We start from the raw sequence: 22,120 nt of genomic DNA, 5'->3' as shown, positions 1-22,120 counted from the left end.
CTCTCGATGCACAGGTGAGCGTCACGCCGCGTCGTCGCGACGGCGGGCGACCAGGTGCAGCCGGTCGCCGGACAGGACGTCCGACAGCGCCGCTGTCGGACGCCAGGGCGGGTCGGTCCGAGGGCCGGGCGAGTCGAACAGCGCCACGACGTCGAACCCGGCGGTGGCGAGCAGGTGCCGCAGCTCGGCGGGGAACAGCAGCCGCCAGGCCGAGGCCTGCACCAGCGGTCGCGGGCAGGCCGGCCAGGTCCACACGCGTTCGCGGCGCAGCAACTGCTCCCGGTGGTCGATCCACAACCGGGTCGCCGAGGTGTACGTGACGGCGCGCCAGGTCACGGTGCGGGTACGGGTGCCGTCGAGCAGCTCGGTGTTGCCGAGGAAGAACGCACCGTTGCGCATCTCCGCCAGCAGCAACCCACCGGGGCGCAGGTGCCGGTGGCAGCGCCCCAGGAACGCGGTCAGGTCGGCGTTGCGGTGGCAGTACAGCAACGCACTGTCCAGGCAGGTGATGACGTCGAAGCGGTCGGCCAGGTCGAAGGTGCGCAGGTCGGCGTGGACGAACCGGACGGCGGGATGGCGGCGCCGCGCGTGGGTCAGCATCGGCAACGACGTGTCCAGCCCGGTGGCGGTGTAGCCGAGGGCGGCCAGGTGCCCGGCGTCGCGGCCGGTGCCGCACCCGACGTCGAGCAACCGCGGCGCGGCGAGGACGCGGTCGGCGAAGCGGCGGACGAGGTCGTCGACGAAGCGGGCGGCGACGTGCTCCGGGTCGGGGAACTGCTGCTCGTACAGCTCCGGGTTGTCGGTGAGGAAGTTCTGGCCGTTCACGACACACCCGCCGGCGCCGCGGCCGCCGCGGGCGTGAGCAGACCGCCACGGCGCAGCAGCCACACCGCGCCGGCCGAGGCGAGCCCGACTCCGGCGGTGAGCAGCCACGCCGTGGTGGGCACGCCGGCCGAGTTGCCCACGGCCGCGCCGACGGCGGCGGTGCAGCCGGCGGCGAGAATTCCGGACACCAGGTAGAACAGGCCGAAGTAGGTGCCGGTCAGTCGCTGTCCGGCGAAGGCGGGGATCAGCTCCAGGACGAACGGCTGGGTGATCATCACCCCGACGGTGAGCAGGACGGCAGCGGCCAGCACGGGCAGCAGTCGCCACACCGGTGGTGCCGATTCCACCCGCAGCAGCGGCAGCAGGAAACCGGCTCCCATGACGGCCATGCCGGCGGTGATGCTCGCGCCACGGCTGGCGCGGCGGTGCAGCCAGCCGGTCAGGGGCAGCTGCAGGGTGAGGGTCACGACGGTGGAGACGACGAACAGCACGGCCACCGCCACGGGCTGCCCGGTGACGTGTTCCGCCTGCACCGGCAGGATCAGGTACAGCTGGGTCTGCAACGCGAACATGCCGGCCAGCGCCGTGCTGAACGCCAGGAACCGGCGGTCGGTGACCGCGGTGCGCCAGTCGTGCCAGACGGTGGCCTCGCTGGCGGTCACCGGTTGGGCGGGCAGCCAGACCGCCTGCGCCACGGTGAGCGCGGCGAACACCGCCGCGGCGCTCAGCGCGGCAGCCCGGAAGTCGACGAGCAGCAGTGCGGCCCCGAGCAGCGGTCCGAGCAGCGCGCCGGCGCTGGCGAACACGTTGAACAACGCGAACGCCTCGGCGCGCCGGTCGGCGGCGGCCTGCGCCACGTAGCTGCGTACGGCCGGGTTGAACAACGCTCCGGCCAGCCCGGACAGGACCGACGCGGCCAGCAGCGACGGCAGCGAGGTGCTGAGGGCGAACAGTCCGAAGCCGACGGCCCGCAGGGCGCAGCCGGCGATGATGACGCCACGGGCACCGAGCCGGTCGGCGGCCGACCCACCCAGCAGGAACAGCCCCTGCTGGCTGAGGTTCCGCACACCGAGCACGATGCCGATCACGGCGGCGGACAGACCGACGTCGTCGGCCAGGTGACCGGCGAGGTAGGGCAGCAGCAGGTAGAAGCCGACGTTGACGCCGAACTGGTTGACCACCAGCAGCCGGATCGGCAGCGGGAAGCCGCGCAGGATGCTCCACGTGCTCATCGGGCCGCCCGCACGCCGAGTCCGGGTTCGTCGGTCAACCGCAGGACACCGTCCTGCCCGCCGATACCGGTCCACGGGTCGTCGGTGAGCAGCAGGTGCCCGTCCAGGTCGATCCAGCGGGCGTCGCCGGTGAGGTGCACCGCCGGCGCGATGCCCAGCGAGCTGGCCACCAGGCACCCCAGCATGAGATCCATGCCGTACCCCCGGGCCGTGGCGGCGATCCGCGCTGCGGCGTGGATTCCGCCGCACCTGGCAATCTTGACGTTGATGCCGGCGACCGCGCCCGCGAGGGCGTCGAGGTGCACCACCGTGGCGGCGTCCTCGTCGGCGATGACCGGCACGTCGGTGCGCGCGCTGATCCAGGCGAGCAGCCGCGGTGTGCCGGGCGCGATGGGTTGTTCGACGGCGTCGATGCGGTGCGGCCGGAGCGTGTCGAGCAGCCGCACGGTCTGCTCGGGTGTCCAGGCGCCGTTGGGGTCGAGCACCAGCCGGGCCTGCGGCATGGCGGCCCGTACGGCGGCGATCCGGTCCGGGTCGGCGGCGTCACCGCACTTGACCTTGACGAGCTGGAAGCCGCGCCGAGCCAGCGCCCGCGCGGTGGCGGCAGCGTGCTGCGGCCGGACCAGGCCGATGGTGTGGGCCGTGGACGCCGGGGCGAGGGTCGGCCGGCCGAGCCACTGGTACACCGGCATCCCGGCGCGACGACCCAGCAGGTCGTGGACGGCGGCGTCCAGGGCCGCCAGCACCCCGGCGGGCAGTTCGGCGGCGAGCGCGGGCAGCTCCGCGAGCAGCGTCTCGGGTTCGTCGTAGCCGGACACCCGCTGGTCGAGATCGGCCAGCAGGTCGAGGATGGCGGCCCGGTCGAGGCCGTAGTAGGCGCTGGTGACGACCTCGCCGTGGCCTGTGACGCCGTCGTGCGACAGGTCGACCTGGACGGCGTCGCGGCCCGACATCGTCGAGCGGGAGATCCGCAGCGGCTCACGGAGTCGCAGCGGGTAGCTGCGCCAGCCGAGTCTCATGCCGGCACCGCCAGCCGGCGCAGCGGGTCGAGGACGGTCCGGCAGCGACTCCACCGGGTGACCTCGACGGCGTCCGGGTGGGGGATCTCGATCGGGTGGCCCGGCGCGGGGGCGAACAGCCCGTGGGCGGCGCAGTACGCGTCGTCGAAGATCGAGTCGAGGTAGCGGTGCGGGCCGTCCGGGAAGACCGTGACCACCCGGGCGCCGGGCTGCATGCGGCTGATCCACGCGGCGACCCGGGCGACGGCGCCGGTGCTCCAGCCGCCGGTGACGAAGGCCGAACGGGCCAGCCGACGGCAGGTGTCCACCGCCTCCACCGGGCCGACCCAGTGCACCTCGTCGAAGGCGGTGTAGTCGACGTTGCGGGGAAAGATGCTGCTGCCCAGACCCCGCATGAGCCGTGGCCGCGGGGGCTGGCCGAAGATCGTCGAGCCGACGGTGTCGACACCGACGAGCCGCAGCCGTGGCCAGTGCCGCCGCAGCGCCCGGGCCAGGCCGGCGCTGTGCCCGCCGGTGCCGACGCTGCACACCAGCACGTCGGCGGCCTCGACCTGCCCGGTCAGCTCGGCGGCGAGAGCGTGGTAGCCGGCGACGTTGTCCGGGTTGTGGTACTGGTCGGGCCAGTAGGCGTCCGGGGTGCGCGCCAGGATCTCGTGCAGTCGGTCCAGGCGGGCCTGTTGCCATCCGCCGACCGGGTGCGGCCGGTCGACCTGCTCGACCACCGCCCCGTACGCGGTGAGCAACGCCCGCATCGGTCGCTCGATCTCGCGGTCCACCACGAGGACGACCGGGTGGCCCAGGGCCTGGCCGGCGAACGCCAGCCCGAGGCCGAGGGTGCCGCTGGTGGACTCCACCACGGTGGCTCCCGGCCGCAGGTCGCCGCGCTGCCGGGCGGCCCGGAGCATGGCCACGGCGGCGCGGGCCTTCATCCCACCGGGACTCAGATACTCCACCTTGGCGTGGAATCCGCCGTGCGGGTGCGGCAGCGGGGTGTCGACGAACGCCACCGGGGAGCGACCCAGCAGGCCCAACAAGTGCGGTGCGCACGTCGCCGGCGCGGGGTCGATCAGCATGACGGCCTGCCGGTGGCGCGGTAGCGGTACAGCGTCGTCGGTCCGCCGTCGAGCCAGAAGAACGGGTACGGTTCGGCGGACACGGCGCTGAGGCCGGCGCCGAGGAAACAGGGCAGGACGGCGCTGCCGGTCTGCGCGAAGGCCACCATCGGTTTGCCGGTGGCGCGGGCGTGCCGCAGCAGCGGCTCGAAGGTGCCGTTGCCCAGCGTCATGCCGGACACCAGCAGCGCGTCGCAGCGGTCCAGCAGGGCGGCGGCGTCCGGCAGGCACGGCTCGTCCCACTCGGTGCTGCCGCCCGCCAGATCGCAGGGCAGGTAGCTGAGGCCGCGCTGGCGCAGCTGCCCGAGCAGGGAGTTGACCACGCCGACGACCAGGACGTGCTGCCCCGGGGCCACCGTCAGCAGGTCCACCACCGCGGCGGCCCTGGCGGTCGACTTGGCCAGCGAGGTGCCGGCGGGGATGGTGACCGCGTCGTCGGCGGTGTGCGCGTGCGGACGGGCGGCGGCCAGGTAGGCGTCCAGGGCCGCGACGCGAACCGCCGGCACCCGGTGGGCGAGCAGCTCGGCGACGCTGCGGCCCACGCAGTCGTACGCGACGTCGTCGGTCAGCTCGTCCGGCTCCGTCGCGCAGGACCCGACGGTGGCGTCCACCCGCAGACTCAGCACCTGGTTGCGGTAGCCGCGGTCACGCCCGGCGTGCCGGGCACCCTGCCGGGTGGTGAACGCGACGCTCACCTGCTCGGTGCTCGGGTCAGGACCGAGACGGCCCGCGCTGACGGCCTCGATCAGGTCCGTCACCGACGTGAACGGCGCACCGGTCCCGACCGGTGCCGGTGTCGTCACGCCAGCGCTCCGGCCAGCTCGTCGGCGTAGCGCACCCGCAGGCCGGCGACCAGTTCCTCGGCCCGCGCCCGGGCGCCGAGGCCGGTGGTGTCCACGGTCATGACGTGCCCGAGGTAGGCGTTGTTGCTCACCGCCTCGCCGGTGCGGTGCCCGACGGGCTTCACCGCCCAGTCGACGACGTCGGGCGCCGCGGCGAGCGCGGCGGCACCGTCGATCCCGGCGACGGTGCCGGCGCGGGGCGGAAGCAGGAACGAGATGGCCGCGCTACGCACGCCCGTGTCGGTCACCGTGAGGTCCGGTCGTTCACCGAGGGCGAGCTGGGTGTACACCATGGGCAGGTCCACCCCGGTCCCCCGCCGCACCAGCTCGGTGATCTGGTTGCCCGCCGGCCGGGGGTTGATCTCCACCACCCGTGGCCCGGCCGCCGTGAGCCGCAGCTCGGTGTGCGCCACCCCCCGGTCGAAGCCGACCGCGGCGAGCGCGGCGACCGCCATGTCGCGCACCGCGGTAACCGTCGCGGCGTCCAGCGCGGCGGGGAACATGTGACCCGTCTCGACGAACCACGGCGCACCGGCCAGGCTCTTGTCCGTCACGCCGAGTACCGTCGTCGCGCCGTCGACGGTGACGGTTTCGACGCTGACCTCCGGCCCGACCAGCACCTCCTCCAGCAGTACGCGCGGTGCGCGCTGCTGGCCACGCGCGTTGACCGGGAACGCGTCGAGGGCGTCGAAGGCCGCGCGCAGTTCGGTCGGATCGGTCACCAGCCGGACGAGCATCCCGGCGCACAGGTCGACCGGCTTGACCACCAGCGGAAAGCCCAAGGCACGCGCGGCGGCCCGCGTACCCGGCCAGTCCTCGGTGACCGCGAACGCCGGGCCGGGCAGGCCGGCAGCCCGCATCCGGTGCCGCGCCAGGTCCTTGCGGCAGGCCTCCTCGACGGCCTCCGGCCGGGCGCCCGGCAGCCCCAGGTGCGCGGCCAGCTGGGCGACCGTGCCGAGGTAGTAGTCGCAGGAGGTGACGACCCCGTCGAAGCGCAGCACCTCGTGCAGCCGCTGGACCTGAGGCAGCAGCACGGCCGGGTCGTTGGTCTCGGCGGTGAGCACGTTGTCCGCGGTGAGCAGCGGGTGCACTGCGTCGCCACCGCCCTGGCGCAGGTAGTGGTGCAGGTTTCTGGTGAGGAAGGTGAACCGGTGTCCCGCTTCCCGGATCGCCCGGGGCAGCAGGGTGCTCATCGCGCCGACCCAGCTCTCGACCACCAGCACATGTCCCACCGCGCGCTCCCGATGTTCAGGGGATCCCGACCACCAGACGATAACGGTTGTCATTTGCGATGGCTAGTTCGGGCCCATGAAAGGCACCAAGGCGCGCTTCAGCCGCCTCTCCGCCAAGAGCAGGCAGTCGCAGCCACGTGCGAGGATCCGCCACCCTCCCCGGCCGGCGGCGATGGTGTTGTGGAAGGTCAGGCCCGCGTCTCGCGGCCCTCCCGGCTCGGCAGGGCGTGGTCGATCGCATGGAGAAGGAACGCGACCCGCGTCCTGAGTTCCTCCGCGGTCCGCTGAAACGGCGCGTAGCCACGCTCGGCAGCTGGATCAGGCATGCTCCAATGCGCCAGGTTTCCCGCTCGCGGAAACTCGGGACAGACCTCACGGAGGCGGTCACACAAGGTGATCACGTAGTCGAAGTGCTGTTCCAGGAACTGACTCAGCTGCTTCGGATGCCGCGTGGTCATGTCGACGCCGCTCTCGCTCATGACCCGCACCGTGTTCGGATGCAGCGGCTTGGGCTGGCCTCCGGCACTGACGACGGCGACCCGGTCACCGCCCATCTGCTGCAGTATCGCCTCGGCCATCTGCGACCGGGAGCTGTTGCCGGTACAGAGGAAGATCACCCGGGCCGGTGGCTGATCCGGTCGACGCGGATTCGGTCCGGGCGGCGCCAGCGCGGCGGGAACGAGCCGTAGGCCGTCGTGCAACGAAGCACCAGCCTCGGCAAGCAGGTTGCGGCAGGCAAGCAGATTGAGGCTGTAGTAGCTGTCCCGCTTATCCGCCGAGCTTCGGCGGACCGTGACCAGTCCGCCTGCCCGCAGCTGCCCCAGGTGGTAGGAGGTCAGGCTCTGCTGCTGGCCGACAAGCCCCATCAACTCGCGAACCTGTCGGTCGCTACGCGCCAACTCGGCCAACAACCGCCAACGCACCGGGTGCGCGGCGAGACGGAGGACTCCCGGTGGCTCTGGATTGAGGGCGGCACACACAAGCGGAACTTTACATCGAATCAGTTAGTTGGATTCCTGATGGCGTCGCGTCCCCGAGCAGGGTGATCGCGGACATCCGACTGCTCCCCGGCCACCGCCACCGGCTGCTCCGGTACCCGGGTCCGCAGCAGCGCAACGACAGAGAACGCGCTGAGCACCGCAGCCAGAATCAGGGTGCCCCGCATCCCGGCGATCTCGTAGGCGGACAGCGACCACATCAGAGTCGCCAGGGCCGGTCCCAACGCGAACCCCATGGTTCGGGAGAGATTCGTCGAGGAGCCCGTGGTGGCCAGCAGGGGCTGCGGGGCGTGCGTCATTGTCATGGCCATGTTGGGGGCGTTGAACAGACCGTTGCCGCAGCCCGCCAGGAACAGCCGCCAGGCCAGGTCACCCAACCCCCACGACGTGTCCAACGGCAGCAGTAGGACCAGGCCGACGGTGAACAGCGAGGTTCCCACAAGGGCGGTCCGCCGCGAGCCCCACCAGTCACCCAGGAAGCCACCGACGGGCCCCGTCAGCGCCATCCCCGCCGGGAAGGCCAGCACGGTAAGGCCGATGGCGGCCGGGGACGCGCCGAGCTCCTGCTGGAGGAAGAACGGGGAGATGAAGAAGACGGCGCCGATGGCCGTGGCGGCCAGTAGGAGCGCAAGGTGGGGACCGACCTCCCCCGGAGTACGGAAAAGACCCTTCAGGGCCGCACTCGTGGGCAACCGCAGCCAGAGCAGGAACAGGGGCACCGCGAGAAGCGCGAGGAGCATCCACGGCACGCCCTCGCTCGCCGTGAAGGACAGGGCGAGCAGTACGGCCGCGACCGCTCCACTGAGTAGCAACGCCTCGGTGAACCACCGACGGTCGGGCGCACGCAGGGGCGCCCCCGCCGGCAGCAGGCGCATGCCGGCCGTCATGACGAGAACGCTCACCGGCAGGTTGACGAAGAAGATCCATGGCCATCCCATGGCGTCGACGAGCAGCCCTCCGAGTCCCGGCCCGCTGATGAGCCCCACCGGCCCGAGCGTGGTGATCACACCCATCGCGCGACCGCGTGCCTGCGGCCGGACAGCCGTCGTCACCAGCGCCGGGACCAGGGAGAAGAGAAGCGCACCAAATGTGCCCTGGACCAGTCGCGCCCCGATCAGGAAGGTCAGGTCGGGTGCCAGCCCTGCCGCGAGGCTGGCGAGGGCGAATCCGGCCAGCGAGAAGACGAGCGCCGGACGCCGCCCGACGTCGTCCAGCCAGCGACCGCTGGGCAGTGCCAGTCCGGCGAGCGGCAGCAGGTAGGCCAGCACCACCCACTCGGTCGTGCTCGTCGCGATGCCGAAGTCCTGCTCGATGGCGGGCAGCGCCACGTTGACGATGCTCATGTCGACGGACGCCATGAAGACAGCAAGTCCCGCGGCGACCACCAGCCACCACTGGTCTGTCCGGGTGACCTGGTGGCTACCGGGGCCACCTCGCCGGGCTGCCTGATCACCCATGCCGGTCTCCCTCATCCCGCTCAGCTGCCTGACGCTTCTCCGCCGCCGGTGTCACCTCCCGATCCGACTTCGCCCACGGCTCGTGCGGCAGCGGGGTCCGGCACGCCGAGCAGCTCCGACGATTCGTCAGGCGACCCGTCGACACTACATCAAGGCCAGTTGATGCATCAATCCAGTTTGGTTCATTATCCGCGACCTCATCAAACAGGCTTGATGTAATCTCCCCGCAGGGCATATCTTCGTCTCGTGGCGCCGCCGCGCCTGACGCGTCCGTCGCCCACGTCGAACGTCCGCTTCAGGATTCGCGACGCGCATGCTGACAGCCACGGCGCCTGGCTCCGTCCGACGCCCCCGGCAGCGCGGAGAACCCACTGCGAGTCCGGAGCCTGCCGCCCCCGTGGCAACGAATGTGAAGGAGCAACCCGCCCATGACCGGAGACGACAGGTACGCCAGCGTCCGGTACGTCGTCGACGACGTTCAGGCCGCCATCGACTTCTACACCACCCACCTCGGCTTCACACTCAACGCCAGCGCCGCGCCCGCCTTCGCCGACGTGGTCCGCGGCCGGCTGCGGCTGCTGCTCTCCGGCGCTGCCAGCTCCGGTGCACGCGCCACACCGGCTGACGCCAGCAGCCCCGGACGCAACCGGATCCATTTGCCCGTCGAGAACCTCGACGCCGAGATCAGCAGGCTGCGCGACGCCGGACTGACGTTCCGCAGTGACGCCGTCAGCGGGCCGGGCGGTCGCCAGATTCTGCTCTCCGACCCGGCGGGCAACCTCATCGAGCTGTTCCAGCCCGCACAGTAGGCGGGCCGTACCGGCCGCGGCCCACGGCATCGGCCGGAGTATCGGGCGCTTGCCCGACGCGGCCAGGGGCGACACCACCCCGGGCCGGCGCCACCGCTCAGCGGATCCCGGCGACCACCCGAGGCCGCGACGAACGGTGACTCGGCGGCGGTCACTTGCCGTAGTACGCGGCGCGCATCAGCTCCTGCATGTCGTCGAGCATCGGCATCCGCGGGTTGGCCGGAGCGCACTGGTCCTCGTAGGCGTTGAGAGCCTGCTGCGGCAGGGCCGCGAGGAACGCCTCCTCGTCGACACCGACGGCCTGGAAGGACGGCTCGATGCCGACGGCGTCGCGCAGCCGCTCCACCGCGGCGGCGTACGACTCGACTCCCTGCTGCGGTGTGGCGGCCGGCAGGCCCAGCATCCGGGCGATGTCCTGGAACCGCTCCGGCGCCCGGTAGTGCTCGTACTTGGGCCACCCGGTCAGCTTCGCCGGCGTGGCACCGTTGTAGCGGATGACGTGCGGCATCAGGATCGCGTTGGTGCGGCCGTGCGCCACGTGGAAGGTGGCGCCCAGGGTGTGCGACATGGCGTGCACGATGCCCAGGAAGGCGCTGCCGAAGGCCATGCCGGCGATGGTTCCCGCGTTGTGCATCTTCTCCCGGGCCTCGGCGTCGGCCGCGCCGTCGCGTACCGCCCGCTCCAGGTAGTTGAAGATCAGCTTGATGGCCTGCAACGCGAGGCCGTCGGTGAAGTCGTTGGCGTAGACGGAGACGTACGACTCGGTGGCGTGGGTCAGCGCGTCGAAGCCGCTGTCCGCGGTGATCCTGGGCGGCAGGTCGGCGGCGAGCACCGGGTCGACGATGGCCACGCTCGGCGTCAGCGCGTAGTCCGCGAGGGGGAACTTCTTGCCGGTGGCGGTGTCGGTGATGACCGCGAACGGAGTCACCTCGGCGCCCGTGCCGGAGGTGGTGGGGATGCAGACCAGTCGGGCCCGCTCCCCCAGCGTCGGGAACTTGAACGCCCGCTTGCGGATGTCGAAGAACTTTTCCCGCATGTCGGCGAAGACCACCTCGGGGTGCTCGTAGCGCAGCCACATCACCTTGGCGGCGTCCATCGCCGACCCCCCGCCCAACGCGATGATCGTGTCGGGTTGGAAGGACCGCATCAGCTCCGCGCCCCGATCCACCGTGCCGACGCTCGGCTCCGGTTCGACGTCGTCGATGATCTGCAACGCCACCCGTCCGGGTCGCTGCTGCAGCACGGTGATCAGCCGGTCGACGTACCCCAGCCGGGTCATCGTGTGGTCGGTGACCACGGTGACCCGGTGCACGTCGGGCAGGTCGGCCAGGTAGCGGATCGCGTTCGGCTCGAAGTAGATCCTCGGCGGGACCTTGAACCACTGCAGGTTGTTGGTCCGGCGGCCGATCCGCTTGACGTTGAGCAGGTCGACCGCGGTGACGTTGTTCGACACCGAGTTGCGTCCGTAGCTGCCGCAGCCCAGCGTCAACGACGGCAGGAACGCGTTGTACATGTCGCCGATGCCGCCCTGGGACGCGGGAGCGTTCCAGATGATGCGTACCGCCTTGACCCGCCGCCCGTACTCCTCGACGAGCCGCTCGTCGTCGCTGTGGATGACCGCGCTGTGGCCGAGGCCGTTCAGCTCGACCATCTGCTCGGCGTACCGGATGCCGTCCTCGGTGGACTCGGCGCGCAGCACCGCCAGGACGGGGCAGAGCTTCTCGCGGGTGAGCGGCTCGGCCGGCCCGACGTGGTCCACCTCGACCAGGAGCACCAACGTGTCGGCCGGCACGGTCAGCCCGGCGCGCTCGGCGATCCACGCCGCGCTCTGGCCGACGACCTGCGGGTTGAGTCGCCCGCCGCCGCAGTCGGTGCCACCGGCGGCGCCGCCGAAGATCAGCTCCTCGATCCGGCGCTTCTCGTCCCGGGTGGCCACGTGCGCGTGCAGCCGCTGGAACTCCGCGAGCGCCGCCGGGTACACCTCGGCGTCGATGATCACCGCCTGCTCCGAGGCGCAGACCATGCCGTTGTCGAACGACTTGGACAGCACGATGTCGTGCACCGCCCGGCGCAGCCGCGCACCGCGATGGACGTACGCCGGCACGTTGCCGGCACCGACGCCGAGGGCCGGCTTGCCCGACGAGTACGCCGCGCGCACCATGCCGTTGCCGCCGGTGGCCAGGATGGTGGACACGCCCGGGTGCTTCATGAGCGCGCCGGTGGCCTCGACGGAGGGCTGCTCGATCCACTGGACGCAGTGCTCGGGTGCGCCCGCCGCGACGGCGGCGTCCCGGACCACCCGGGCCGCCTCGGCACTGCACCGCTGGGCGGCCGGATGGAAGGCGAAGATCATCGGGTTGCGGGTCTTCAGGCCGAGCAGGGCCTTGAAGATGGTCGTCGACGTGGGATTGGTGACCGGGGTGACGGCACAGACCACGCCGACCGGTTCGGCGATCTCGACGATGCCGTTGATCTCGTCCCGGGAGATGACCCCGACCGTCTTCAGGCCCGCCATGTGATTGGTGACGTGCTCACACGCGAAGATGTTCTTGACGGCCTTGTCCTCGAAGACGCCGCGTCCGGTCTCGGCCACCGCCATCCGGGCCAGGTCGGCGTGCCGGCCCAGCGCCGCCACCGAGGCCTTCGCCACGATCCGGTCGACGCGCTCCTGGTCGAAGGCGGCGTAGTCGTCAAGGGCCCGCAGTCCGTTGTCGACCAGGGTGTCGATCGTCGTTCCGGGCGCGCCGGCGGTGCCGTTCTGCGGCGGCGTGGCCGGGGCGGGTAGGAGGCTCGTCGCGGGCACGGCGGTCATCCGGATACTCCGATCGTCAGTGCCGGTCACGTCGTCCGGTCACACTCTGATCGTCACCGATGCCCCCGCGACCGCACCGGTGCCCAGCGGCCCGGACCGACCGGGTCTTTCGCCCCTGACCGCCCGGTCGCCACCGGGAGAGGCTCGAGGAGAGCTTCCAGGAGGAGACATGGTCCAGCAGCACAGCACGGCAGTCCGGCCCGAGCAGCACACCACGGCCGGGTCCGACCCGTGGCGCGGCTTCCACGGCGACGCCTGGCGCGACACCGTCGACGTGGCCGCGTTCGTCCGGGACAACGTGACCCCGTACTGGGGCGACGCCCGGTTCCTCGCCGGGCCCACCCCGCGCACCACCCGGTTGTGGGACCGGCTACGCGACATGTTCACCGTCGAACGCGAGCGCGGCGTCTACGACGTCGACCCGCACACCCCCGCCACGATCACCTCGCACGCGCCCGGCTGGATCGACCGCGACCACGAGCTGATCGTCGGGTTGCAGACCGACGCGCCGCTGCGCCGGGCGATCATGCCCAACGGTGGGCTGCGGATGGTGGAGAACGGGCTGACCGCGTACGGCTTCGCCATGGACCCGCAGGTGCGCCACATCTTCACCGCGTACCGCAAGACCCACAACGCCGGGGTCTTCGACGCCTACCCCGCCGACGTGCTGGCGGCGCGGCGCTCGCACATCGTCACCGGGCTGCCCGACGCGTACGGCCGCGGCCGGATCATCGGCGACTACCGGCGGGTCGCGCTCTACGGCGTCGACCGCCTCGTCGCCGAGCGTGCGGCGATCAAGGCGTCCCTGGACGACCGTCCCGGCACCGAGGAGGTCATCCGGGACCGGGAGGAACTGGCCGAGCAGATCCGCGCCCTCGGCGAACTCAAGGAGATGGCCGCCGGCTACGGCCACGACATCAGCGCGCCCGCCACCACCGGCCGCGAGGCGATCCAGTGGCTCTACTTCGCCTACCTGGCCGCCACCAAGGAACAGAACGGCGCGGCCATGTCGCTGGGCCGCACGTCGACCTTCGTCGACGTGTTCCTGGACCGGGACATCGCCGAGGGCCGGCTCACCGAGTCCGCCGCCCAGGAGCTGATCGACGACTTCGTGATCAAGCTGCGGATCATCCGGTTCCTGCGCACCCCCGAGTACGACGAGTTGTTCTCCGGCGACCCCACCTGGGTGACCGAGGCGATCGGCGGCGTCGACGCGGGCGGTCGCCCGCTGGTGACCCGAACCAGCTTCCGCTTCCTGCAGACGCTGTACAACCTCGGTCCGGCGCCGGAGCCGAACCTGACCGTCCTCTGGTCGCCCGACCTGCCCAAGGGTTTCAAACGCTTCTGCGCGCAGGTGTCGCTGGACACCAGCGCCATCCAGTACGAGAACGACGACCTGATCCGGCCGGTGTACTCCGACGACACCGCGATCGCCTGCTGCGTGTCGGCCATGCGCGTCGGCAAGGACATGCAGTACTTCGGCGCCCGGGCCAACCTCGCCAAGGCCCTGCTCTACGCGATCAACGGCGGCCGGGACGAGCTCACTGGTGAGCAGGTCGCACCCGCGACGCCGCCGGTCACCGACGACGTGTTGGACTACGACACCGTGCTGGCCGCCTTCGACCGGACCCTCGACTGGCTGGCCCGCACCTACGTCCGCGCGCTCAACGTCATCCACTACATGCACGACAAGTACGCCTACGAGCGGCTGGAGATGGCGCTGCACGACCACCCGGTGCACCGCTTCCTCGCCACCGGGATCGCCGGACTCTCCGTGGCCGTGGACAGCCTTTCGGCGATCCGGCACGCCCAGGTGAAGGTGCTGCGGGACGGCACCGGCCTGGTCACCGACTACACCGTCGACGGCGACTACCCCGCCTTCGGCAACAATGACGACCGGGCCGACGCCATCGCCGTGGACCTGGTGGAGCGCTTCATGGAGAAGGTACGGGCACAGCCGACGTACCGGGGTGCCGAGCCGAGCCTGTCGGTGCTCACCATCACCTCGAACGTGGTCTACGGCAAGCACACCGGCAACACCCCGGACGGTCGTCGAACCGGCGAGCCTTTCGCGCCGGGCGCGAACCCGATGAACGGCCGGGACACCCACGGCCTGGTCGCGGCGGCGCTGTCGGTGGCGAAGCTGCCGTACGCCAGCGCCCGCGACGGCATCTCGCTCACCGCCACGGTCACCCCCGACGGGCTCGGTCGCACCCGCGACGAGCAGATCGACAATCTCGTCGGAGTGCTCGACGGTTACACCGACGCGGGCGGCTTCCACCTCAACGTCAACGTCCTCGACCGGGCCACCCTCGAAGACGCCATGGCCCACCCCGAGCGGTATCCGCAACTGACCATCCGGGTCTCCGGGTACGCGGTGAACTTCGTCCGGTTGACCCGCGAGCAGCAGCGCGACGTCATCTCCCGCACCGTCCACGGCCGGCTGTGACCGCGGTGGCCTGGCCGTCGCGCCCGTCCTACGTGCCCGCCGGCACGGTGCTCGGTTCCGTCCACTCCTTCGACACCTCCACCGGAGTGGACGGACCCGGGACCCGCTTCGTGGCGTTCCTCGCCGGCTGCCCGCTGCGCTGCCGCTTCTGCCACAGCCCCGACACCTGGTACCAGCGCAGCGGACGGACCATGACGGTGGACGACCTGGTCACCGAGATCCGGCGGTACGAGCGCTTCATCAAGGTGGCCGGTGGTGGCGTCACGCTCAGCGGCGGCGAGCCGCTGCAACAGCCCCGGTTCACCGCGGCGGTGCTGCGACGCTGCGCGGAGCTGGGTCTGCACACCGCGCTGGACACCAGCGGTTTCCTCGGCGACCGCGCCACCCCGGAGCTGCTCGACGCGACCGATCTGGTGCTGCTGGACATCAAGAGCCGGGATCCGGCGACCTACCGCCGGGTCACCCGGACCGGTACGGTCACGCCGACACTACGCTTCGCCCACCGGCTCGCCGATCGGGGCATTCCGATCTGGATCCGCTTCGTGCTCGTGCCCGGTCTCACCGACGACCCGGCGAATGTCGCGGGCGTCGCCGACTTCGTCGCCACTCTACCCACGGTGCAGCGGGTGGAGGTGCTGCCGTTCCACCGGCTCGGCGCGCACAAGTACCGCGAGCTGGGGCTGCCCTACCCGTGCGCCGACATCGAGCCGCCCACGCCCGAGCTGCTCGCACGGGTCCGTGCCCAGTTCACGGATCGGGGCCTGGTGGCCCGGTGACCGGCGTCGGGCTCGCACCGACACCTCCCCTACTCGCCCTGGTCCTCCCGTAACCGCGCCGGTTCGAGCCCGAGAGACCGCCGCCGCGCATTCCGGTACGCGGTGCCGGTCCTTAGCATTCGTTACATGCCCACTGTCGACAAGAGCGCCCCGCCGCCATCGACGGCGGGAACGGAGAAACAGTCACCGGTTCGGAGCGTGCCATGATCGAGGCGATTCTCCCGGCCGGCACCGTCGCCGTCGACACCTTCACCGAGGCGCCCGACCCGTTTCTCTTTCCGGACGAGGAAAGGGTCGTCCGCGTCGCGGTCGACAAACGGCGGCGCGAGTTCACCACCGGCCGCTGGTGCGCCCGGCAGGCGATGGCCCGCCTCGGACGCGCACCGGCGTCGGTACCGCCTGGGCCGCGCGGCGAACCGCGCTGGCCGGCCGGCCTGATCGGCAGCATCACGCACTGCGACGGCTACCGCGCCGCGGTGCTCGCCGAAACCGAGGTCATCACCACCATCGGCATCGACGCCGAGCCGAACGCACCGCTGCTCGACGACGTCCTGCCGGCCGTGTCGCTGCCGCAGGAACGGGACCGGATCGTCCTGCTGCGGCGCGACCATCCCGACGTGTGCTGGGACCGGTTGCTGTTCAGCGCCAAGGAGTCCGTCTACAAGGCCTGGTTCCCGCTGACCGGGCGCTGGCTGGACTTCGAGGACGCCGACATCACCTTCGACCCGCTGGCCGGCACCTTCGAGGCCCGGATACTGGTGACGGGGGCGCAGTTGCACGGGCGCCGGCTCACCGGCTTCAACGGCCGCTGGCTGGCCCGGCACGGGCTGGTCGTGACGGCCATCGCGGTGGTGGCACCCGCCCTGGCCGTCGTCTGAGCCGCCGGTCCAGCCGAACGCTCCGAGAGCACGGCAGCAGGCCGCACCCGTCGGGTGCGGCCTGCTGCCTCTACCGTGCCGGTCGCTCAGACGCTGGCGGAGTAGTCCGGGCTCAGACTCGCCGGCAGGTCGCCACGGCGGGCGACGTTCAACTTGCGGTACGTACGGGTCAGATGCTGCTCGACCGTGCTGATCGTGATGAACAGCTTCGCGGAGATCTCCCGGTTGCTGTAACCGGCCGCCGCCAGGGCGGCGACGCGATGCTCGGCCTCGCTCAGTACCGCCACCGCCACGACCGGGTTGATCGCATCCGGGGTGTCCCCCTCGTCCCAGCCGGACTCCAGGCTGAGCGCCTGGAGCAGCGGTAGCGCCCCCGCCTTCTCGGCCGTGGCACGCGCCCGCCGGGCGATGAGGCGGACCCGCCGCGACTCGCCGAGCGTCTGGAACGCCTCGGTCAGGTCGACCAGGGTGCGGGCCAGCTCGTAGTCGTCACCGCCGTTGTGCAGGTCGGCGGCCTGGCGCAGGAACATCGGCCGGTGCCGGAGCTCACCGCAGGCGGCGTAGAGGCGCAGGGCCATCGCGCGCACCCGCGGCTGGCCGTCGCCGCAGCGCTTCAGCTGGTCCTCGACCAGCTGCTGGGCCTGCTCCGGCGCGTTCATCCGCAGCAACGTCTCGGCCGCGTCGACCCGCCACGGCACCAGGCCGGGGGTGTCCATTCCCCACTGCGCGGCCAACTGGCCGCAGAGCCTGAAGTCGCGCAACGCCAGCGGCAGCTCACCGACGGCGAGACTGTACCGGCCCCGGGCGTACAGGTAGTGCAGTCCGAACCGGGTCTGGAACATCTCCTCCGGCACCGGCTGATCCAGGTGGTCGCGGACGGCACCGATGTCACCGATCGCGGTGGTCGCCATGATCAGAACAGCCAGCGGACCACCGACCGCGACGCCCCAACTGCTCGACGGCATCACCGTCAGCGCGTCGGTGGCGTACCGCCGCGCCCCGGTCAGGTCGCCCAGGCGCATCGAGATCTCCGCGCGGATGGCCGCCAGCCGCGCCTGCCGGCTCGGCGAGCGCCGCATCCGTGCCTCGTCGACGAACGCGTCGCACCACACCGCGGCGCTGGCCGGGCAGCCACCGTAGGTGAGCGCCAGCAACGCACTCTCCACGGTGTCCAGGCTCATCTCGTCCAGGCGCGAGTTGCGCAGAATCCGTTCGGCCACCGCGATCGCCCGCTCCGACGGGCCGTCGCTGAGCACCCCGGCCAGCGCGGTGGCCGCCGACAGCCGATGACTGGCCGACACCGTCGGCATCGCCACCGGCGGCTGGATGCCCGGGTGCAGCAGCGGCCGGAAGGACGGATACGTCGCCAGCATCAGCGGCCGGGTGATGACCAACTCGGCGAGCGTCTCCGCGTCGGCCTTGCCGCTGTGCGCGCTGATCAGCTCGAACGCCTCCCGGGCTTCGGTGAACTGGCCGTGCCAGAGCAACGCCTTGGTGAGCACCAGCGCGTCTACCCCGCGCAGGTGCCCGCCACGCAGGGCGGCGGCCAGCTCGGGCAGGTACCCGGTCGGCGCGCTCGGGTTGATCCGCCACTCGGCGCGGACCAGGGCGGCGGTGATCCGGGCGCGCCGCTGGCTGTCGGTGCAGGCGCCCAGCGCGAGTTGCAGGTAGCGCACCGCCGCCGCCACCTGGCCCTCCCGCAACGACTGCCGGGCCGCGTCTTCGAGCACCGGTACGGCCCACGCCTCGTTGACGTCGCCGGCGCCGACCAGGTGCTCGGCCACCACCGCGCTGGACGCGCCACCGCGATGAGCGAGCACCGCGGCCCGGCTGAACAGGTCGGCGCGGTCCAGCTCGTCGATGTCGGCCAGCACCGCCGCGCGAGCGGCCGGATGCCGGAAGTCCGCACCCGACAGCAGGCCCATCGTGGTCAGCGTGCGTACCGCCGGGCCGATCTGCCCGCCGTCGTCCGGGACCAACTGTTCGAGCAGCGCGAGATCGCCGCAGACCGCCAGCCCCTGGGCCACCCGCAGCACCCGGGCGCTGGTGCGGTGCAGGCAGGAGACCACCGCCCGAGCGAAGTTCTCCCCGGTCACCGGTTCGCCGCCGACCCCGGCGCCGGCGGCCGACGCCTCCCGGTGATCGTCGAGCAGGCCACGCAGCAGCAGCGGGTTGCCACCGCTGAGCTGCTGCCAGGCCGGTGCCAGCCGCTCGGCGTCGGCTTCGCCGACGTAGCTGGCCGCCAGTTCGCGCATCGCGTCGGCCGACAGGGCCGACAGGACGATCCGGGAGCCGTGCGGCGGCCGCCAGAACGCCTCGGTGTCGAATGCGACGTCGTCCCGGCGACCCTGCTCGGTTTGGGTGAACAGCAGCAGCAGCGGCGCGAAGCGCGCCCGCCGGGCCAGGTAGGACAGGCAGACGATCGACAACCGGTCGGCGCGGTCGATGTCGTCGACCGCGATGATCAGCGGATAGCGGTGGGACAGTTCCAACAGGATCGTGCAGAGGGCGTGCACGATCTGCGGGTCGATCTGGTTGTCGCAGTCGTCGGCGCGGACCCCTTCGTACAGCAGGTTCATCGCGCGCCGCTGCTCCTCGGGCACCAGCGGCGCGTCGAGCAGCAACTGGGTGAGCACACCGAGCGGCAGGTCACGCTCGGCGTCCGCGCCGATCGCGGTGATCGCCAGGGCGTCGCGGTCCACCGCCCGGTCGGCGTAGGTGTTCAACAACTCGGTTTTGCCGGACGCTACCGCGCCCGCTATCACGGCGATCCGTCCTTTGCCGGCGACGGCCGAGGCAAGGAGGCCGTCCAGCGTGGCGATCGCGTCCGCGCGCTCGACCAACTTCATGATCATCCTTTCGATACGATCGCAGCTCCGGCTCGCTCACATGGGATCGGCCGGTACTCCAGACGCTACGGACGGCCGCTGTCGTGTCCCTATCGCCGCGCCATCCGTCGATGGTGCTCACCCGACCCGGGCGTAGCGCGGTGCGACCGCCGGCGCCTGGTCCTGCGTCGGCGGCGACGCCAGCGGGGTCCGACCGACCCGGGCCACCGCCGAGCGCACCGCGGCCGACACCGCCGCCGGCAGGTCGGCCTCGATGCCGGCGCCCCACAGGGTCTCCTCGCCCACCCGCAGCTCCGCGTAGACGACCAGGCCGGTCGAGTCGGCCAGCCCGGTGCCGGTACGGTGCACCGCCCGCACCTCGACGCCCCAGCGGGCCAACGACCGCCCGATCCGCTCCAGCTCGTCGGTGCGTTGCCCACCGACGGTGAACGCGGCACCGTCGATGTGCAGATAGGCGGACACCGGACGGGCCGTCGCCACCGGCACCACCATCAGCGACCCGGACACGTACTCGTCGCGGAACAGGGCGCACACCCGCTCGGGGTCGATCTCGCCGCCCTCGGCATCGGCGTAGGACTGCACCAGGCCGGCGAACTCCAGCTGCAGCTCACGCGGCGGATGCAGCCCGAGCCGGGAACTCAACACGTACGCCACCCCGCCCTTGCCGGACTGGCTGTTGATCCGCACCACACTCTCGTAGGCGCGACCCACGTCCTGCGGGTCGATCGGCAGATAGGGAATCTCCCAGGCGACGTCGTCCACCGGGACGCCCTGCTCGGCCGCGACCCGGCTCTGCTCGGCGAAGCCCTTGTTGATGGCGTCCTGGTGGGAGCCGGAGAAGGCGGTGTAGGCCAGGTCCCCGGCGTACGGGTGCCGGGGGTGCACCGGTAGCTCGGTGCACCGTTCGGCGGTGCGCCGGATCCGGTCCAGACCGGAGAAGTCGATGCCCGGGTCGACACCCTGGCTGAACAGGTTCAGCCCCAGCGTCACCAGGTCGACGTTGCCGGCCCGCTCGCCGTTGCCGAACAGGCAGCCCTCGATGCGCTCGGCACCGGCGAGCACGGCCATCTCCGCGGTGGCTACCCCGGTACCCCGGTCGTTGTGCGGATGCACCGACAGGCACAGGTGCTCGCGCCGGCTCAGATGCCGGTCCATCCACTCGATCCGGTCGGCGAAGACGTTGGGCATGGTGCGTTCGACGGTGGTCGGGAAGTTCAGGACGATCGGCCGGCCGGGCTCCGGCTGCCACACGTCCATCACCGCCTCGCAGACCTCCAGGGAGAAGTCCGCCTCGGTGTCGTTGAACAGCTCGGGCGAGTACTGGTAGCCCAGATCGCAGTCGGCGAGGCTCTCCTCGGCGTACTTGATCATCAGCTGCGTGCCGTGCACGGCGAGCTGCCGGCACCCGTCCCGGTCGACGCCGAGCACCATCCGGCGGAACAGCGGCGAGGTCGCGTTGTAGAGGTGCACGGTGGCGCGGGGCGCGCCGACCAGGCTCTGCACGGTGCGCCGGATCAGGTCGTCGCGCGCCTGGACCAGCACGGTGATCCGTACGTCGTCGGGGATCAGGTCCTTCTCGATGAGCAGCCGCAGGAAGTCGTGGTCGTCCCTGCTCGCCGACGGGAAGCCGACCTCGATCTCCCGGTAACCCATCGTCACCAGCAACCGGAACATGCTCAGCTTCCGGGCCGGGTCCATCGGGTTGACCAGCGACTGGTTGCCGTCGCGAAGGTCGGTCGAGAGCCAGCGGGGGGCCGCGGCGATGACCCGATCCGGCCAGGTGCGGTCCGGCAGCGGCTCATGGACGGTCGGCCGGTAGCGCTTCACCGCATTGTGAAAGGAATGCATGCTGTCCTCCTTGATCATCGCCGCGGCGTGGTGGTCGCGGCGCGTTCAGCACGACGGCGCGCGCGGCGCGCCCGTCGATGTCAGCTGCGAGCACCGAGAAACATCGAGCACGAGTACGGCGCCAGCAGCACCTGGATCTCACAGGCGTCCGTGTCGTCGAGGAGCCCGACGACAACCGCGATCTCGGGGTAGGTGGTGCTGACTCCGAGATTGGCGAAATAGGAGCCACTGTCGAAGACGACGCGGTAGTCACCCTTGACCAGTCGACCGTCCGTCCAGTCGAGGATGTGGCCGGCGTCGCCGGTCGCCGTGCCGGCCACCGGCTCCCAGCCTCTGGGCGTACGCCGTTCCAGCCGTGCCGGAACTCCGGCAGCGGGTCGGCCGTATACCACATCAAGGGCCTGCGCAGTGACCTTCATCGACTTTTGCTCCTGTTCAGCCCGCGACTGCGCGGGCGCCTGGTTTCCGCGATCATCGAGTGGGCTGCTATCGCCGTGCATTCGAATGCCTATCGTCGCGGCTGTGGCCGAGCATTGGAGGCAGAAAAGAAGTTCAATAGTGCGTCAATGGGCCGGGGCCATAACTTCGTTTCCAGAACCGCTGCCGCACCGCTCTCAAGGCAGCCGGTAATCCGCTAAGAAACGAGGATTAACCATGCGTTCGACTGCTGCTCACATCGCCAAGGCCATTGTCGCCGGTTTGTTCGGTATCGGGCTCGCCCTGGCCGGCGCCTCCGCCGCACAAGCCGACGCCACGCTCTCCGCCGGCGAGACGACCGTGAACTCGACCACGCTGGACAACTGGCCCTGGACCTGATCGACGCCGCACCGGACGGAATGCCTCACAGCAACGGATCCGTACTGCCGTACGACCCGCCATATTGCAGAAAGACGGTGTGCAGGCTTATCGCCCGCACACCGTCTTCATGCGATTCCGGGTCGCTAGCGGAACCACCATGCCCCGCCGAGCGGACCGGCCGACA

The 22,120-nt window shown here is 71.2% G+C and carries 17 protein-coding genes; 5 read left to right on the top strand and 12 right to left on the bottom strand.

The window, feature by feature from the left end; translation table 11 throughout:
- Positions 1-21: 21 nt before the first annotated feature.
- The 8 genes from V5O40_RS03145 to V5O40_RS03110 form a co-directional block, all read right to left on the bottom strand.
- On the bottom strand, positions 22-825 hold the full coding sequence (locus V5O40_RS03145) for a class I SAM-dependent methyltransferase (protein ID WP_332904048.1): 804 nt from the start codon (positions 823-825) through the stop codon (positions 22-24).
- Positions 822-2,057 (bottom strand): MFS transporter, encoded by a 1,236-nt coding sequence (locus V5O40_RS03140; RefSeq protein WP_332904047.1) that lies wholly within the window; start codon positions 2,055-2,057, stop codon positions 822-824. The genes V5O40_RS03145 and V5O40_RS03140 overlap by 4 nt, the downstream gene beginning before the upstream one ends.
- The gene (locus tag V5O40_RS03135) at positions 2,054-3,076 is read right to left on the bottom strand and encodes an enolase C-terminal domain-like protein (RefSeq protein ID WP_332904046.1); all 1,023 of its coding nucleotides are present in this window, start codon (positions 3,074-3,076) and stop codon (positions 2,054-2,056) included. The genes V5O40_RS03140 and V5O40_RS03135 overlap by 4 nt, the downstream gene beginning before the upstream one ends.
- Positions 3,073-4,149 (bottom strand): PLP-dependent cysteine synthase family protein, encoded by a 1,077-nt coding sequence (locus V5O40_RS03130; protein ID WP_332904045.1) that lies wholly within the window; start codon positions 4,147-4,149, stop codon positions 3,073-3,075. The genes V5O40_RS03135 and V5O40_RS03130 overlap by 4 nt, the downstream gene beginning before the upstream one ends.
- A complete protein-coding gene (locus V5O40_RS03125; protein WP_332904044.1) occupies positions 4,143-4,991 on the bottom strand; it encodes a Rossmann-like domain-containing protein in 849 nt (282 codons plus the stop codon). Before V5O40_RS03125 ends, V5O40_RS03130 begins: the two co-directional genes overlap by 7 nt.
- Positions 4,988-6,262: an ATP-grasp domain-containing protein gene (locus tag V5O40_RS03120; RefSeq protein WP_332904043.1), complete on the bottom strand. Its 1,275-nt coding sequence runs from the start codon at positions 6,260-6,262 to the stop codon at positions 4,988-4,990. The genes V5O40_RS03125 and V5O40_RS03120 overlap by 4 nt, the downstream gene beginning before the upstream one ends.
- Positions 6,263-6,450: 188 nt before the next feature.
- Positions 6,451-7,185, bottom strand: a complete 735-nt coding sequence (locus tag V5O40_RS03115) for an arsenate reductase/protein-tyrosine-phosphatase family protein (RefSeq protein WP_332904096.1) — start codon at positions 7,183-7,185, stop codon at positions 6,451-6,453.
- A 77-nt stretch (positions 7,186-7,262) separates the two neighbouring features.
- Positions 7,263-8,717 carry an MFS transporter gene (locus tag V5O40_RS03110; RefSeq protein WP_332904042.1) on the bottom strand — a complete coding sequence of 485 codons (1,455 nt, stop codon included), beginning with the start codon at positions 8,715-8,717 and terminating at the stop codon, positions 7,263-7,265.
- Positions 8,718-9,145: 428 nt separating this feature from the next.
- Here V5O40_RS03110 and V5O40_RS03105 point away from each other — a divergent pair, with 428 nt between their 5' ends.
- Complete coding sequence (locus V5O40_RS03105) at positions 9,146-9,526, top strand: VOC family protein (RefSeq protein ID WP_332904041.1); 381 nt, start codon at positions 9,146-9,148, stop codon at positions 9,524-9,526.
- A 151-nt stretch (positions 9,527-9,677) separates the two neighbouring features.
- On the opposite strand, the gene adhE is transcribed toward V5O40_RS03105, so the two are convergent.
- A complete protein-coding gene (adhE, locus tag V5O40_RS03100) occupies positions 9,678-12,338 on the bottom strand; it encodes a bifunctional acetaldehyde-CoA/alcohol dehydrogenase (protein ID WP_332904040.1) in 2,661 nt (886 codons plus the stop codon).
- A 169-nt stretch (positions 12,339-12,507) separates the two neighbouring features.
- Here adhE and pflB point away from each other — a divergent pair, with 169 nt between their 5' ends.
- From pflB to V5O40_RS03085, 3 genes are all read left to right on the top strand, one after another.
- Positions 12,508-14,787 (top strand): formate C-acetyltransferase, encoded by a 2,280-nt coding sequence (gene pflB, locus V5O40_RS03095; protein ID WP_332904039.1) that lies wholly within the window; start codon positions 12,508-12,510, stop codon positions 14,785-14,787.
- Positions 14,784-15,563 carry a pyruvate formate-lyase-activating protein gene (gene pflA / locus V5O40_RS03090; protein ID WP_332904038.1) on the top strand — a complete coding sequence of 260 codons (780 nt, stop codon included), beginning with the start codon at positions 14,784-14,786 and terminating at the stop codon, positions 15,561-15,563. The genes pflB and pflA overlap by 4 nt, the downstream gene beginning before the upstream one ends.
- Before the next feature lie 203 nt (positions 15,564-15,766).
- Positions 15,767-16,441 carry a 4'-phosphopantetheinyl transferase family protein gene (locus V5O40_RS03085; protein WP_332904037.1) on the top strand — a complete coding sequence of 225 codons (675 nt, stop codon included), beginning with the start codon at positions 15,767-15,769 and terminating at the stop codon, positions 16,439-16,441.
- Between the two features lie 86 nt (positions 16,442-16,527).
- Here V5O40_RS03085 and V5O40_RS03080 read toward each other — a convergent pair whose 3' ends face one another.
- The 3 genes from V5O40_RS03080 to V5O40_RS03070 form a co-directional block, all read right to left on the bottom strand.
- Positions 16,528-19,290: a helix-turn-helix transcriptional regulator gene (locus V5O40_RS03080; RefSeq protein WP_332904036.1), complete on the bottom strand. Its 2,763-nt coding sequence runs from the start codon at positions 19,288-19,290 to the stop codon at positions 16,528-16,530.
- A 117-nt stretch (positions 19,291-19,407) separates the two neighbouring features.
- Positions 19,408-21,138 carry a 2-isopropylmalate synthase gene (locus V5O40_RS03075; RefSeq protein WP_332904035.1) on the bottom strand — a complete coding sequence of 577 codons (1,731 nt, stop codon included), beginning with the start codon at positions 21,136-21,138 and terminating at the stop codon, positions 19,408-19,410.
- Positions 21,139-21,218: 80 nt separating this feature from the next.
- A complete protein-coding gene (locus V5O40_RS03070) occupies positions 21,219-21,557 on the bottom strand; it encodes a hydroxyisourate hydrolase (RefSeq protein ID WP_332904034.1) in 339 nt (112 codons plus the stop codon).
- 235 nt (positions 21,558-21,792) lie between these two features.
- On the opposite strand from V5O40_RS03070, the gene V5O40_RS03065 reads away from it, so the two are divergent.
- The gene (locus tag V5O40_RS03065; RefSeq protein WP_332904033.1) at positions 21,793-21,954 is read left to right on the top strand and encodes a hypothetical protein; all 162 of its coding nucleotides are present in this window, start codon (positions 21,793-21,795) and stop codon (positions 21,952-21,954) included.
- Positions 21,955-22,120 lie beyond the last annotated feature (166 nt).

This window comes from Micromonospora palythoicola (genome assembly GCF_036689795.1).
Classification (GTDB): Bacteria; Actinomycetota; Actinomycetes; order Mycobacteriales; family Micromonosporaceae; genus Micromonospora; species Micromonospora palythoicola.
The sequence above is the reverse complement of the archived record's forward strand: the minus strand, read 5'-3'. Positions and strand labels throughout refer to the sequence as shown.

Excerpts from the sequence above, each read along its gene's own strand:
- V5O40_RS03140 (WP_332904047.1), bottom strand. The coding sequence starts at position 2,057 with ATGAGCACGTGGAGCATCCTGCGCGGCTTCCCGCTGCCGATCCGGCTG.
- V5O40_RS03135 (WP_332904046.1), bottom strand. The coding sequence starts at position 3,076 with ATGAGACTCGGCTGGCGCAGCTACCCGCTGCGACTCCGTGAGCCGCTG.
- V5O40_RS03130 (WP_332904045.1), bottom strand. The coding sequence starts at position 4,149 with ATGCTGATCGACCCCGCGCCGGCGACGTGCGCACCGCACTTGTTGGGC.
- V5O40_RS03110 (WP_332904042.1), bottom strand. The coding sequence starts at position 8,717 with ATGGGTGATCAGGCAGCCCGGCGAGGTGGCCCCGGTAGCCACCAGGTC.
- V5O40_RS03105 (WP_332904041.1), top strand. The coding sequence starts at position 9,146 with ATGACCGGAGACGACAGGTACGCCAGCGTCCGGTACGTCGTCGACGAC.
- adhE (WP_332904040.1), bottom strand. The coding sequence starts at position 12,338 with ATGACCGCCGTGCCCGCGACGAGCCTCCTACCCGCCCCGGCCACGCCG.
- pflB (WP_332904039.1), top strand. The coding sequence starts at position 12,508 with ATGGTCCAGCAGCACAGCACGGCAGTCCGGCCCGAGCAGCACACCACG.
- V5O40_RS03085 (WP_332904037.1), top strand. The coding sequence starts at position 15,767 with ATGATCGAGGCGATTCTCCCGGCCGGCACCGTCGCCGTCGACACCTTC.
- V5O40_RS03080 (WP_332904036.1), bottom strand. The coding sequence starts at position 19,290 with ATGAAGTTGGTCGAGCGCGCGGACGCGATCGCCACGCTGGACGGCCTC.
- V5O40_RS03075 (WP_332904035.1), bottom strand. The coding sequence starts at position 21,138 with ATGCATTCCTTTCACAATGCGGTGAAGCGCTACCGGCCGACCGTCCAT.
- V5O40_RS03070 (WP_332904034.1), bottom strand. The coding sequence starts at position 21,557 with ATGAAGGTCACTGCGCAGGCCCTTGATGTGGTATACGGCCGACCCGCT.
- V5O40_RS03065 (WP_332904033.1), top strand. The coding sequence starts at position 21,793 with ATGCGTTCGACTGCTGCTCACATCGCCAAGGCCATTGTCGCCGGTTTG.